This is a genomic window from Haemophilus influenzae (assembly GCF_019703545.1).
Taxonomy (GTDB): Bacteria; Pseudomonadota; Gammaproteobacteria; order Enterobacterales; family Pasteurellaceae; genus Haemophilus; species Haemophilus influenzae_E.
The window spans coordinates 1,189,297-1,203,879 of sequence record NZ_AP018771.1; the positions used below are offsets into that span (position 1 = coordinate 1,189,297).

At 37.6% G+C, this 14,583-nt stretch carries 12 protein-coding genes and 1 pseudogene; 6 read left to right on the forward strand and 7 right to left on the reverse strand.

Translation table 11 applies throughout. The annotated features are described in order from the left end of the window. Window positions 1–15: 15 nt before the first annotated feature. Window positions 16–1,245: a 2-oxoglutarate dehydrogenase complex dihydrolipoyllysine-residue succinyltransferase gene (gene odhB / locus K6J66_RS05855; RefSeq protein ID WP_038439697.1), complete on the forward strand. Its 1,230-nt coding sequence runs from the start codon at window positions 16–18 to the stop codon at window positions 1,243–1,245. A 115-nt stretch (window positions 1,246–1,360) separates the two neighbouring features. Here odhB and nrdB read toward each other — a convergent pair whose 3' ends face one another. From nrdB to K6J66_RS05885, 6 genes are all read right to left on the reverse strand, one after another. Further along, window positions 1,361–2,491, reverse strand: coding sequence for a class Ia ribonucleoside-diphosphate reductase subunit beta (gene nrdB, locus K6J66_RS05860; protein ID WP_005650087.1), 1,131 nt, complete (start codon window positions 2,489–2,491; stop codon window positions 1,361–1,363). Window positions 2,492–2,632: 141 nt separating this feature from the next. After that, on the reverse strand, window positions 2,633–4,903 hold the full coding sequence (gene nrdA, locus K6J66_RS05865) for a class 1a ribonucleoside-diphosphate reductase subunit alpha (protein WP_038439698.1): 2,271 nt from the start codon (window positions 4,901–4,903) through the stop codon (window positions 2,633–2,635). A 254-nt stretch (window positions 4,904–5,157) separates the two neighbouring features. Beyond that, the gene (gene dolP, locus K6J66_RS05870) at window positions 5,158–5,739 is read right to left on the reverse strand and encodes a division/outer membrane stress-associated lipid-binding lipoprotein (protein ID WP_038439699.1); all 582 of its coding nucleotides are present in this window, start codon (window positions 5,737–5,739) and stop codon (window positions 5,158–5,160) included. 56 nt (window positions 5,740–5,795) lie between these two features. Next, a complete protein-coding gene (locus tag K6J66_RS05875; RefSeq protein ID WP_038439700.1) occupies window positions 5,796–6,380 on the reverse strand; it encodes a D-sedoheptulose-7-phosphate isomerase in 585 nt (194 codons plus the stop codon). 12 nt (window positions 6,381–6,392) lie between these two features. After that, window positions 6,393–6,752, reverse strand: coding sequence for a YraN family protein (locus K6J66_RS05880; RefSeq protein ID WP_005654204.1), 360 nt, complete (start codon window positions 6,750–6,752; stop codon window positions 6,393–6,395). Beyond that, window positions 6,752–8,479 (reverse strand): penicillin-binding protein activator, encoded by a 1,728-nt coding sequence (locus K6J66_RS05885; protein ID WP_038439701.1) that lies wholly within the window; start codon window positions 8,477–8,479, stop codon window positions 6,752–6,754. The genes K6J66_RS05880 and K6J66_RS05885 overlap by 1 nt, the downstream gene beginning before the upstream one ends. A 71-nt stretch (window positions 8,480–8,550) precedes the next feature. On the opposite strand from K6J66_RS05885, the gene rsmI reads away from it, so the two are divergent. The 3 genes from rsmI to K6J66_RS05900 all read left to right on the forward strand — a co-directional run bounded on the left by rsmI (window position 8,551) and on the right by K6J66_RS05900 (window position 11,616). Then, window positions 8,551–9,402 (forward strand): 16S rRNA (cytidine(1402)-2'-O)-methyltransferase, encoded by an 852-nt coding sequence (rsmI, locus tag K6J66_RS05890; RefSeq protein WP_038439702.1) that lies wholly within the window; start codon window positions 8,551–8,553, stop codon window positions 9,400–9,402. 101 nt (window positions 9,403–9,503) lie between these two features. Next, a complete protein-coding gene (gene tldD, locus K6J66_RS05895; protein WP_038439703.1) occupies window positions 9,504–10,952 on the forward strand; it encodes a metalloprotease TldD in 1,449 nt (482 codons plus the stop codon). Between the two features lie 112 nt (window positions 10,953–11,064). Beyond that, window positions 11,065–11,616, forward strand: a complete 552-nt coding sequence (locus tag K6J66_RS05900) for an NlpC/P60 family protein (protein WP_038439704.1) — start codon at window positions 11,065–11,067, stop codon at window positions 11,614–11,616. 81 nt (window positions 11,617–11,697) lie between these two features. Here the strand turns inward: K6J66_RS05900 and K6J66_RS05905 are convergent. After that, a pseudogene (locus tag K6J66_RS05905) lies at window positions 11,698–12,030 on the reverse strand (transposase); the annotation flags it as partial. Window positions 12,031–12,164: 134 nt separating this feature from the next. Between K6J66_RS05905 and K6J66_RS05910 the strand changes: the two are divergent. Both K6J66_RS05910 and dld read left to right on the forward strand, forming a co-directional pair. After that, window positions 12,165–12,443, forward strand: coding sequence for an Hpt domain-containing protein (locus K6J66_RS05910; RefSeq protein WP_005670420.1), 279 nt, complete (start codon window positions 12,165–12,167; stop codon window positions 12,441–12,443). 248 nt (window positions 12,444–12,691) lie between these two features. Next, window positions 12,692–14,386 carry a D-lactate dehydrogenase gene (gene dld / locus K6J66_RS05915; RefSeq protein ID WP_038439705.1) on the forward strand — a complete coding sequence of 565 codons (1,695 nt, stop codon included), beginning with the start codon at window positions 12,692–12,694 and terminating at the stop codon, window positions 14,384–14,386. Window positions 14,387–14,583: the final 197 nt, after the last annotated feature.

Here is a 14,583-nt window from a genome sequence, read left to right on the forward strand (position 1 = left end):
AAAAGGAAAAATAAAATGACAATCGAAATTCTTGTTCCAGACCTACCTGAATCAGTTGCAGATGCAACTGTTGCCACTTGGCATAAAAAACTGGGCGATACTGTGAAACGTGATGAGGTTATTGTGGAAATTGAAACGGATAAAGTCGTGCTAGAAGTTCCCGCACTTTCTGATGGTGTACTGGCTGAAGTTGTTCAAGCTGAGGGCGAAACAGTGGTGAGTAAACAGTTGCTAGGAAAAATTTCTACGGCTCAAGAAGGAGATGTCAGTTCAGCGACGTTAAAAGCAACGAATGAACCCACACCTTCTGATCGTCAAAATGCAGCGATTGAAAATAGTCATAATCATAATGCGGATCAGAGCCCTGCAATTCGTCGTTTATTAGCAGAACATGATTTACAAGCAGATCAAATTCAAGGTTCGGGTGTGGGTGGTCGTTTAACACGTGAAGATATTGAACGTGAAATTGCAAAACGACAAGCACAGCAAGTGAAGCAAGAAGCTGCCACTGAGCAAAATACAATTAGTACGGTGGCTTATAGCGCACGTTCTGAAAAACGTGTGCCAATGACCCGTTTGCGTAAACGTATTGCTGAACGTTTACTTGAAGCCAAAAATAGTACGGCGATGCTTACCACTTTCAATGAAGTGGATATGCAGCCGATAATGACTCTGCGTAAAACCTACGGCGAAAAATTTGAAAAACAACATTCAGTACGTTTAGGATTTATGTCTTTTTATATTAAAGCGGTTGTGGAAGCATTAAAACGTTATCCTGAAGTGAATGCTTCTATTGATGGGGATGATGTTGTTTACCATAACTATTTTGATATTAGTATTGCAGTTTCAACACCGCGTGGATTAGTCACACCAGTGCTTCGTGATTGCGATAAGCTCAGTATGGCAGAGATCGAAGAACAAATTAAAGCATTAGCTGAAAAAGGTCGTGATGGCAAATTAACAGTAGAAGATCTTACTGGCGGCAATTTTACTATTACAAATGGTGGCGTGTTCGGTTCTCTTATGTCCACTCCAATTATCAATCCACCACAAAGTGCGATTTTAGGAATGCACGCTATTAAAGAACGCCCGATTGCGCTTAATGGTCAAGTTGTGATTCGTCCTATGATGTACCTTGCTTTATCTTACGATCATCGTTTAATTGACGGCCGTGAATCTGTTGGTTTCTTGGTAACGATTAAAGAATTATTGGAAGATCCAACAAGATTGTTATTAGAAATATAAGAAATAAAAGGTTTTCTGTGTTAGAAAGCCTTTTAAAATGAACAAAAAATTAACCGCACTTTAAATATTTAAAAAGAATATTCCAAAGTGCGGTTAGTTTTTTATGTGTTTTTAATTAGAGAGAAAAATCGTCAAAATCATTCGTATCAACTTTTGAGTCAATTTGACCGACAAGATAAGAGCTTACTTCTACTTCTTGTGGTGCAACCTGTACGTTATCTGACACTAACCAAGCGTTAATCCAAGGAATTGGATTTGAACGTGTTTGGAATGGTAGTGGCAATCCAACAGCTTGCATACGGATATTAGTAATATATTCTACGTATTGAACTAAAATATCTCTGTTGAGGCCGATCATAGAACCGTCTTTAAATAGATAATCAGCCCACGCTTTTTCTTGTTCTGCCGCTGCAACAAATAAATCATAGGCTTCTTGTTTACATTCTTCCGCAATTTCTGCCATTTCAGGATCGTCTTGGCCTGCAGCCATAATATTTAAAATATGCTGTGTACCTGTTAAATGCAAGGCTTCATCACGTGCGATAAATTTAATAATTTTTGCATTCCCTTCCATTAAACGACGTTCTGCAAAAGCAAATGAACAAGCGAAAGAAACGTAGAAACGAATTGCTTCAAGTGCATTCACGCTCATTAGGCAAAGGTAAAGTTGTTTTTTCAAACTACGTAAAGTCACGACGCATTCTTTGCCATCTACGGTATAAGTGCCTTCGCCGTATAAGCCATAAAGTTGGCTATCACGGATTAAATCATCGTAGTAAGATGAAATATCTTGTGCGCGTTTGATAATTTCTTCGTTAGTTACGATGTCATCAAATACGATAGAAGGATCGTTCACAATATTACGAATAATATGTGTGTAAGAGCGAGAGTGGATGGTTTCAGAGAATGTCCAAGTTTCAATCCAAGTTTCTAATTCAGGAATCGACACTAAAGGCAATAATGCCACGTTCGGGCTACGACCTTGAATAGAATCCAATAAGGTTTGATATTTTAAGTTGCTGATGAAGATGTGTTTTTCGTGTTCAGGCAATGCTGCGTAGTCGATACGGTCTTGCGATACATCTACTTCTTCTGGACGCCAGAAAAAAGAAAGTTGTTTTTCAATCAGCTTCTCAAAAGTCTCGTATTTTTGTTGATCGTAACGCGCAACATTAACGTTTTGACCAAAGAACATCGGTTCTTTTAATTGATCGTTTTTATTTTGGGAAAAAGTAGTGTATGCCATTTTATTTATCCTTTAAATAGAACTTATCATTTATTTAGCTTTCCCTGTTTATCAGGGGAAACTATCAAAGACTGAGGAAAGTATCCTAATTCGTTATGTCGTGCTATTTTCCCCATAAGTTGGGGAAGACAATAGGGGCGTTTAAATTTTGCAAGCCCCACCAGCACAGCCGTCATCAAGATCTTCTTGAACATCTTCGGCACCGTCGCGGGTATTTTGATAGTAAAGGGTTTTTAAACCGTATTTGTAAGCGGTTAATAAATCTTTTAACAACACTTTCATTGGTACTTTGCCGTCTTCAAAACGTTTTGGATCGTAGTTTGTGTTTGCAGAGATCGCTTGATCCACGAATTTTTGCATAATACCGACTAAGTGTAAGTAGCCGTCATTACTTGGAATATCCCAAAGTAATTCATAGTTATCCATTAAATTTTCATATTCAGGTACAACTTGTTTTAAGATACCATCTTTTGATGCTTTAATACTTACGTGTCCACGCGGTGGCTCAATACCATTAGTCGCATTGGAAATCTGCGATGATGTTTCTGATGGCATTAAGGCAGTTAATGTTGAGTTACGTAAACCAAATTCTTGAATATCTTTACGTAAACTTTCCCAATCATAATGTAGAGGCTCTTGTGTTAAGGCATCTAAATCTTTCTTAGAGGTATCAATCGGTAAAATGCCTTTTGCATAAGTGGTTTCATTGAAGTATTCACACGCACCTTGCTCTTTTGCTAAGTTCATAGAGGCTTTCAACAAATAATATTGAATGGCTTCAAAAGTGCGGTGTGTTAAATCGTTGGCTGAACCATCAGAATAGCGAACACCATTTTTCGCAAGGTAATACGCATAGTTAATGACCCCAATACCGAGTGAACGGCGTGCAAGTGAGCTACGTTTTGCTGCCACAACAGGGTAATCTTGATAGTCTAATAAGGCATCAAGTGAACGCACTGCAAGATCCGCAAGTTCTTCTAATTCATCTAAGTTTTCAATTTTACCTAAGTTAAAAGCGGAAAGTGTACAAAGTGCAATTTCCCCATTTTCATCGTTAATGTGCTGAAGCGGTTTAGTTGGTAATGCAATTTCTAAGCATAAGTTAGATTGACGAACTGGTGCAACTTGTGGATCAAACGGAGAGTGGGTATTACAGTGATCCACGTTTTGAATGTAAATTCGACCCGTTGATGCCCGTTCTTGCATTAATAAAGAAAAGATTTCAACTGCTTTAACAGTACGCTTACGGATAGTTGGATCTTGTTCGTATTTTACGTAAAGTTCTTCAAATTTATCTTGATCCGCAAAGAATGCTTCATAAAGTCCAGGTACATCTGATGGACTAAATAAAGTAATCTCGCCACCTTTAATTAAACGTTGATACATTAATTTGTTTAACTGGACGCCATAATCCATATGACGAACACGGTTGTCTTCTACACCACGGTTATTTTTTAATACGAGCAAGTTTTCTGCTTCTAAGTGCCAAATTGGGTAATAAAGTGTTGCTGCACCGCCACGAACGCCACCTTGTGAGCAAGATTTAACTGCAGTTTGGAAATATTTATAGAATGGAATACAACCTGTATGGAATGCTTCTCCACCACGAATTTCGCTACCTAATGCACGAATAGCCCCTGCATTAATACCAATCCCTGCACGTTGTGAAACATATTTTACAATAGCTGATGCTGTTGCATTGATTGAATCTAAACTGTCATCACATTCAATTAATACGCAAGAGCTGAACTGACGAGTTGGTGTACGCACGCCCGCCATAATTGGTGTAGGTAAGGAAATTTTGAAAGTCGATGTGGCATCGTAGAAACGTTTTACATAATCCAAACGTGTTTCTTTTGGATATTTAGAGAATAGACTTGCGGAAACCAGCAAATATAAGAATTGTGCAGACTCGTAGATTTCTCCCGTCACACGGTTTTGTACTAAATATTTACCCTCCAATTGCTTCACTGCAGCATAAGAAAACGTCATATCACGCCAATGATCGATGAAGCCGTCCATTGTGTCCCATTCTTCACGAGTATAATCATCTAATAACGCTTGATCATATTTTTCCATACGTACTAGTTTTTTGACGTGATCGTATAAACGAGGGGGATCGAAATGACCATAGGCTTTTTTACGTAAATGGAAAATCGCTAAACGAGCAGCTAAATATTGATAATCTGGCGAATCTTTGCTGATTAAATCTGCGGCTGCTTTAATAATGGTTTCGTGGATGTCTGAAGTGCGAATGCCTTCATAAAATTGAATATGTGAACGAAGTTCTACTTGAGAAACAGAAACATTGTCTAGTCCTTCAGCAGCCCACGTAATCACACGATGGATTTTATCAAGATTGATTTGTTCTTGCGTACCGTCACGCTTTGTAACCATTAAACTTTTATTCATTGTATTAGCCTTCTTGTTGTTATTTAAAACAGGATTTAAAACACAAGATATAGTGTTTTTATGAAAACGATGCACAAGATAATGTGTTTGAGAAAAGATCGCAAGTAATAAATTTTTTGATTTGATTCTTGACAATAGATAACTTATTTAAAAATAAACGGTTTTTGTGAGAATAAAAATTAAAATTTTTTATTTAGAAAAATAAGAAAAAGTGCGGTAAAAATTTGTTGAATTTTTCACCGCACTTTGAAGGATTAGTCTAGGTATTTGAATACTTTAATTACTTTTTTCACACCGCTGATTTTGCTGGCAATGTCGGCTGCCGCATTGGCTTGAGATTGTGTGACGTTACCCAGTAAAAATACTTCTCCATTTTCGCTAATCACTTTGACATCTGTGGCTTTAACTCGACCATCAACGAACATCTTAGATTTGACTTGCGTTGTGAGCCAACTATCTTTACTGATTTGTGCAAAAGAGATTTTTGGGCTAACAGTTAGTTCATTATAAACTTCATTTACACCTTTAACACCCTTTGCAAGAGCTGTGGCAGTGTCTTTTACATCACTATTAGGAACTTGACCTATTAAAAGTACTCGGCCATTGTAAGACACTGCATTTACACGGCCTTCAGCCTTAATTTGGGCATCTTTTTCTACAGCATTTTCTACTTTAAATTCGAGGGTTTCATCATCAATTTGTGTCCCTGTAGTTCGGGGATCGGTAGCTACTTTAGCTGCTACAGCGCCACCTCCAATCACAGCTGCAACACAGCCTTGTAGAAAAATAGTCGCCCCAAGCAGGATAGCGAGTTTTTTTAACGGGGATAATGTCATAATTAACTCCTTTTTAGATTAAATTACTATTAGTTTGAAAGTGATTTATTTTCCTGTCAAGCACTTGGGAATAAAGTCTGATCAACCAATTCACAAAGTGCATTAATCACAAAAAGATGGTTCTCTAAGATTCGACTTTCTTTGGTGGCTGGGATTGATATTTCTAGATCCTTATCTGCTAAAATTCCTTGAATGGCATCGTTGTTAGAGCCAGTTAGCACAATAACATTAACTTCTTTGCTGACAGCATGAGAAATAATATTTAGTACGATTTTTTCTGTCCCCAAAGGTGCAAAAGCAATAAGTAAGTCGCCCGATTTTGCAATGGCATTAAATTGATGACAATACAATTCTTCAGGCGATTGTTCAAAAACAAGTGAAGAACCCACCGCACTTTCTAAGCTCAATAACACAGACGGGAAGCTCGGTCTAACTAAATCATATCGATTAAGTAAGTTTGAGACGAGAAACTGTGCATTAGCATAAGAACGCGACACGCCACAGGCGATAACCTTATTACCGCCTAATAAACATTGCATTACCATTTGTGTGGCATTGGTAATATTTTGAGAAAGCATGCTAGATGCTGCAATTTGAATTTGAATACTTTCGCTATAAATATCTTTTACTTTTTGTAACATTATAAAAAGCCATTAATCGAGAAAATTAGGAATCCATTGAATATCTTGAGGTGTTTTGCCAAAAGCGATTAAATCAAAGCGGCAATTAGCATCTTCTAAGCTCATATTTTGTTTTGCAAGCCATAAATTTGCGGCATCTAACCATTTTTGTTGTTTTCGCCAATCTACGCTTTCTATAGCAGAACCATAGGCGGAATGACTTCGTTGGCGAACTTCAACAAAGACGATAGTTTCTTTGTCATTCATTATTAGATCAAGTTCACCACATTTGAAATTTTGATTAGCCGCAATAAATGTTAAGCCTTTTGATTCTAAAAAAAGGCGAGCTTGATGCTCAAAGCTCGCCCCTTGCTGACGTTTTAAAGAAAACATTAGTTTGCAACTGGTACAATTGCACCATCTTGATATTGATACCAAGTCATATCGCGTTCAACATTACAGTTGGTATCAGCACTTAAAATCCCTGTTAAGCCACTCAAGCGATAGCCTGGCACTTGGCGTAATTCATTAAATTGATTAATGAGTAACCACGCATCCGCACCCATTGCATATAAACGCATCAATTGATATTCGCCCCCCGTGGATTTTGCTAACTTCTGATATTGTGGAGAATTGGTATCTTTAAAAAATGGAATATCACTAAACTGTACACCGTTCATCTGTGCGATGAAGTCGGTATTAGTGTTTGTCGCACTTGCGCTTGCTCGAGAACTGGCATAAATCGCTAAATTAGGTACGATATTTGTTAAATAACCTTTCATTTCTGCCAGTTCAGTTGGACTTGCTACGGCATAAAGTGCGGTTGTATTTGAGTTATTTTCTTGAACGAAATAGGTCACATCCGCAGGCAAATTGTAGTAACGGATATTCGCATCAGTACCTGCTAATTGCTGCCAACGCACATTAAAGGCATTGCCTACGCGTTGTCCTAAATCATTTTGCGGCATTGCGACAAGTGGATTACGCACGCCATCGTTCCACATTTTATTGGCGGCAGATTCAGCTTCATCTTCTGGAGAAAGTCCGTAATAACAAAGTTGAGGAATCGCACGAGAATTTGGTGTGGCATTTAATGCAAGCACATCCATACCTTGAATTTGAGCAGGATCTGCTAAAATCACATCAAGATTTTGTTTTAGTAATGGGCCGACTAAGGTTTTAATCCCCGCTTGTTTTGCTTGCGCAATGATATCTTGGACAGAATTCATTGAGGTATCAAACACTTGCACTGGAATAGTTGAGTTACCTTTCGCGTCGTTAAAACCCGATTGAATGGTTGTACCAAGAATTTGTCCATCTCCACTTAATGGCAAGAGTAAACCAATTTGTGAAATAGTGGTTTGTTGGAAATTAAGCAATGTAAGCAATTCTTTTGGGAACAATATTGCGGCTGCATGATTTGGATAAGCATTTTTCCAACTTTGTAAGGCTTGGCTTAATTGTACAGGCTGACGAATATAATCGTTGTAGGCTTTGATTAATGTTAGCCAACCGCCTAAAGCTGCATTACCTTCATCAGAGGCATTATTAATAACGCCAGTATTCGCTGAACGCAATAAAGCCCAAGTTTTATCAATATTATCTTGACGACGTTGTACATCTGTTAAATTCTTATCCATTTCTATCCGCGCTTTTACCGCTTCAATCATGTCTTTACGGTTTTCGGCAACAATAGCTAAGGTTTCGTAATAACGAGATTTTTGTGACGGGCTTAGTTTATTTAAATCCAATGCACGTAATTGATTTTGTGCGACTTCATTGGCATTTTTTGCGGCAGAAATTCTCGCTTCAATTAATGCACGATCTAATTTTTGCGCATCATTTAATTCGCCTAATTCCCTCAATAACGCTGCCGATTGTTCAACCTTATTTTCACGGATTAACACTCGAGCCGCGAGCAATTTATAGGTTTGTTGATCTTCAAGTTCTTGCGTTTGCCCTAATTTGTTTATATAAAATTCAGAACTTGCATTTGCATCTTTTTGTAAGGTTTGCGTGAAATTGCTACCAAGTAGATTTGAACAGCCAGCTAAAGCCATTGACAATAAAATTGGCATTAAACGTTTTTTAAAACGTTCGCCTTGTAATAGAATAGACATCTTTGCTCCATCATAAACAGACAATAGTTGTAGCAAATCTTACTTATCTCATAACTTAAAAGCAAACAAAAATGACTGATTTAACCGGAATTTTATACATTGTTGCCACACCGATTGGCAATTTACAGGATATTACCCAGCGTGCTTTAGAGACTTTTGCTCAAGTGGATTTAATTTCAGCAGAAGATACTCGCCATAGTGGACTTTTATTGAGCCATTACGGCATTAAGAAGCCATTTTTTGCTTTGCATGATCATAACGAACAAGAAAAAGCCCATATTTTGGTGGAAAAGCTCAAGCAAGGTAGCAATATTGCTTTGATTTCTGATGCGGGGACGCCATTAATCAGTGACCCTGGTTTTCATTTAGTACGCCAATGCCGTGAAGCTGGCATTCGAGTTGTGCCTTTGCCAGGAGCTTGTGCGGCAATTACCGCTCTTTGTGCATCGGGGATTGCTTCTGATAGATTTTGTTTTGAAGGCTTTTTACCTGCGAAAAGTAAAGCGCGCAAAGATAAATTAGAAAATATTGCAGAAGAAGACCGCACTTTGATTTTTTATGAATCCACTCACCGTATTTTAGATACACTAGAAGATATGCAAGCGGTGCTAGGGGAAGAACGCTATATTGTGTTAGCCCGTGAAATGACTAAAACTTGGGAAACGATTACGGGGAATACGATTAAAAATTTACGCGAATGGCTTTTAGAAGATCCCAATCGTACAAAAGGCGAGATGGTTTTGATTGTGGAAAGCAAACCAAAGTCTGACAATAACGATGAAATTTCGCCACAAGCGGTAAAGGCACTTGAGTTAATTGCAGAAGAATTGCCACTTAAAAAAGCAGCAGCTATAGTTGCTGAGTTGTATGGTTATAAGAAGAATGCTTTGTATCAATTTGGATTAGCGCATTTGGAAAAATAACCTCAAAATCAACCGCACTTTATTAATCCGATTTTAATCTGTGCTGTTGTATTAAACGGATACAAGCACTCACAAGATATTTACTTTAGACTGGAAAAAATATGTTAAACCAAGTTTCAAATACATTACTCACACCAAGCAATCTTTCAACTCAAACATTACTCAATATTTTTGATGTTATGTCGCATCGCAATATTGATTATGCCGATCTGTATTTTCAACTTAGCCAAGATGAAAGTTGGGTATTAGAAGACGGCATTATAAAAGAAGGCGGTTTTCATATTGATCGTGGCGTTGGTGTGCGGGCAGTTTCTGGCGAGAAAACGGGGTTTGCTTATGCCGATCAAATTAATCTTGCTTCTTTGCAGCAATGTGCGGAGGCGGTAAAGGGGATCGCGCAAGTCAAACAGGGGAATTTGATTTCGCCATCCGCTTTTAATGTTGTAAATCCTATTGCTCGTTATGCGGCGATTAATCCTTTGGAAAGTTTGACTAAAGAGAAAAAAATTGAGCTATTACATTTGGTTGATCGTACAGCACGCGCAGAAGATCATCGTGTAACCAAGGTTTCAGCAAGCCTCAGTTCCGTTTATGAAGAAGTATTAATTATGGCGACAGATGGCACATTAGCCGCAGATATTCGTCCTTTAGTTCGCTTATCTATTTCTGTGTTAGTAGAGGAAAATAGAAAACGTGAACGAGGAAGTTGTGGTTCTGGTGGGCGTTTCAGTTTAGATTGGTTCTTTGAAGTGATTGATGGCGATATTAGAGCAGTACGATTTGCTAAAGAAGCGGTTCGTCAAGCCTTAGTAAACCTTAGTGCAGTTGCAGCACCTGCAGGATTAATGCCAGTTGTGTTAGGCGCAGGTTGGCCTGGTGTGCTGTTACACGAGGCTGTTGGGCATGGTTTAGAAGGCGATTTTAACCGTAAAGAAAGTTCACTTTTTACTGGTAAGATTGGCGAACAAGTAACTTCTCCATTATGTACAATTGTGGATGATGGCACGATTAAAAATCGTCGAGGTTCATTGACTATTGATGATGAAGGTGTACCAAGCCAGTGCAATGTACTCATCAAAGACGGGATTTTGCAAGGTTACATGCAAGATAAAATGAATGCCCGTTTGATGGGCGTTGCTCCAACAGGAAATGGACGACGTGAGTCTTACGCCCATTTACCAATGCCTAGAATGACTAACACCTATATGCTTGCTGGACAAAGTCAGTTTGATGATTTGATTGCTTCTGTAAAACAGGGGATTTATGCACCGCACTTTGGTGGAGGGCAAGTGGATATTACCTCTGGTAAATTTGTATTTTCCACTTCAGAAGCTTATTTAATTGAAAAAGGAAAAATCACGAAACCAGTTAAGGGTGCAACTTTAATTGGCAGTGGCATTGAAGTGATGCAAAAAATTTCTATGGTTGCAGATAAATCAGAGCTTGATTTAGGTATCGGGGTTTGTGGTAAAGAGGGACAAAGTGTACCTGTTGGCGTAGGACAGCCAGCACTAAAAATTGATGAAATTACTGTTGGTGGAACAAATTAAGTCATTGTGTAAAAGATCACAAAAATTCCATTAGAATTGGATTTTTACTGGCAATTTTATTCAAATTTTGATAGCCGCTGCGAAATTTTATTTCTTTTAATTATTTGAAATTATGTTGAAAAGAATTTTAGTTATTATTGGTTTAGCTGTATTAGCAACCGCTTGTTCTAATGTACCACGAACGGTAAGTCATCAGGTTATTTCAGAAAATGATGATATTCAATTAACTGGTTTAATTAATAATTTAGAAAAAGATAATCGAACAGGCATTTTTCACAAAGTGAGAACAAACCGTTCCTCTGCTTTGATGGGCGATAAGGCTCTAGCCAGTGTTTATAATGAATGGGTTGGCACTCGCTATCGTATGGGCGGTACGACTAAACGTGGTATTGATTGTTCAGCATTTATGCAAACTACTTTTTCTGAAGTTTTTGGTATTGAATTGCCTCGTTCTACGGCTGAACAGCGTCATTTAGGTAGAAAAATTAATAAATCAGAACTTAAAAAAGGCGATTTAGTTTTCTTCCGTAAAAATAATCACGTTGGTGTTTATATTGGTAATAACCAATTTATGCACGTAAGTACAGGGCAAGGCGTGACAATAAGTTCCCTTGATGAAAAATATTGGGCTAGAACCTACACTCAATCGCGTCGAATTATGTAATGAAAAAGAAAACCGAACATTAAGTTCGGTTTTTTGATCAGTTTATTGATAAATGATCTGCCCCCAAAAAGTTAGACTTATTTAGCTCAAGAACTGAGTTCTGTCATTCACAGGGCTCTGTCTTTAGCCTCTTCTGAATACGCTCATGGAGCTTTTTTTCCAGTTATTAAAACATCTAAAGAAGCTTTCCATTCTACTGTTATCTAAACAATTTCCCTTCCTTGACATACTTTGAATGCCATTCTCCCTGAGTATGTGTTGATAATCTATCATCTGATATTGCCAACCTTGGTCGGAATGTAAAATCGGTTTTGCTTCATCAAGCCTTGCTACGGCTTGTTTCATCATTTGGTTAATTTACTCAAAGTTCGGACTTAGCACTAAATTATAAGCCATAATTTCACTGTTAAATAAACCCCAAATTTATGTAAAAAGATTTGTGAAATTATAGAAATCGCCCAACATTTGCGAGAAAACTATTAGAATGGTATTTATGATTTTTTACCGTCAATGTTATGTAAAGCGAGCAGGAACATTAAGAAATTGGAATGGATGGCATATTACGTAAACTCATTTCAATTAAGGATTTACACAATTGCCTGCAGAAATTTTTTGTGGATGAAAGAGAATCTATTATAGAAATGAATGATAATAAGCTTTCAGAACAGTTTGATTTAGCATTGATTGAAACGCATGGTAAATCCAAAATTTTAAAAAATTTATCTTTATTCAAACAAACCATGCCTAATTATCTTACTCAATTATCAAAAGATAATATGAAAGAAACAGAAAATACTGTTCATAAAATTAAAAGAGTAGCAGCATAGGTAGGGTTAAATCATTTATGTAAATTAGTGGATACTTTAGAAAGTGCGGCTAAAAATTCTGATGTTTTTTTATTGTGCTTAAAATTCACTTCAAAAACTACCTCATCCCAATTTACCCTCAAAGAGAGAATTTTCTTTATATGCAGAGCAATTCCAAAAAAACACCGATTAAAGCCTAAAATATCCTTATCCAAATGGGAATTATTCTGTTATAGTGCTATTAATTCTTATTACAAGAGGATAATAAAATGTCTGTTCAACAACTCATTTCACGACTGACCGATATTGTTGGCTCTCGTTATATTATTACTGATCCAACTAAAACAGAAGCTTATCGAAGTGGTTATCGATTTGGAACAGGAAACGCCCTAGCTGTTGTTCGCCCTGCCACTCTACTTGAGTTTTGGAACATTGTAAAAGTTTGCGTTGAACATGATATTATTGTTATAAACCAAGCGGCGAATACAGGTTTAACTGGTGGCTCTACACCAGATGGCAATGATTATGATCGCGATATTGTCGTCATCAATACAATGCGAATTGACGGAATCCAACTCATCAATAACGCTTCCCAAGTTATTTGCTTACCAGGCTCTACACTCAATGAATTAGAAAATCAACTTAAACCGTTTGGTCGTGAACCCCACTCTGTTATTGGCTCATCTTGCATTGGTGCATCAGTTATTGGTGGGATCTGTAACAACTCAGGTGGAGCATTAGTTCAACGTGGACCAGCTTATACAGAAATGGCACTTTACGCTCAACTTAATGAAAAAGGTGAATTAGAACTAAAAAATCATTTAGGCATTGATTTAGGAGAAACTCCTGAAGAAATTTTAACTAATCTACAAGAAAAACGTTATCAGATTAAAGATATTCGACAAGATTGCGGACATGGTCACGACCATTACTACTGCAACTATGTTCGTCAAGTTGATGAAGGCTCCCCTGCTCGTTTTAATGCCGACCCAGCTCGCCACTATGAAGCCTCAGGCTGTGCAGGAAAACTTGCTGTCTTTGCGGTTCGTTTAGACACCTTTCCGCTTGAAAAAGAGACGGCTGTTTTCTATATCGGCACCAATCAAACTTCTGTGTTGAGCGATATTCGTCGCCACATGTTAGTAAACTTCGAAGTGCTACCCATTTCAGGTGAATATATCCATCGTGATGCATTTGACATCGCAGCAAAATATGGCAAAGATACCTTTTGGGTCATTAAAAAGTTTGGTACACATTGGCTACCAAAACTCTTTTCCTTAAAATCAAACGTGGATCGCATCGGCAAAAAATTCTTCTTTTTACCACAACATTTAAGCGATAAATTTATGCAAGCTGTGTCTAAATTCATCCCAGAACATCTTCCACAAAGCTTATGGGATTATCGCAACAAATACGAGCATCACTTAATTATCAAAATGGGTGGAAAAGGCATTCAAGAAGCCCGTGAATATTTGGAATCCTACATTGCAGATGGCTCAAAAGGTGGCTATTTTGAATGTAATGCAATCGAAACCCAAGCAGCAATGCTTCATCGTTTCGCTGTTGCAAGTGCTGCAATTCGTTATCGTGCAATTCACGAAAAAGAAGTAGAAGAAATAGTTGCTTTAGATGTTGCATTACGTCGCAATGATCAAGATTGGTTTGAAGTGTTACCGCCAGAAATTGATAACAGAATTATCTCTAAACTTTACTACGGACATTTTATGTGCCATGTCTTTCATCAAGATTACATTGTAAAAAAAGGTTATGATTATGAAGAACTAGAATACGAAATGTTGAAATTACTTGACAAGCGTGGTGCGCAATACCCAGCCGAACACAATGTAGGGCATTTATACGAGGCTAAACCAACCTTGAGAAAATTCTATAAAGAGTTGGATCCAACCAATAGCTTTAATCCAGGTATTGGTAAAACGACGAGGAAAAAATACTGGGCGGAATAAACCTCTAAAATGCAAACAAGATGTCAAATGTGACCGCTTGTTTATTATTTCCTCTTCTTAGATAGAGCCAACTCATCAAAATAAGGTCAGCAAATTATCTGATGTTTACCGCAAAATTATTTGACTTATTCCAGTCTACACTTGTACAGTAATTGTTGGTTACTAAATGTGACATTGTAAAGTGATTGATTTGTCGT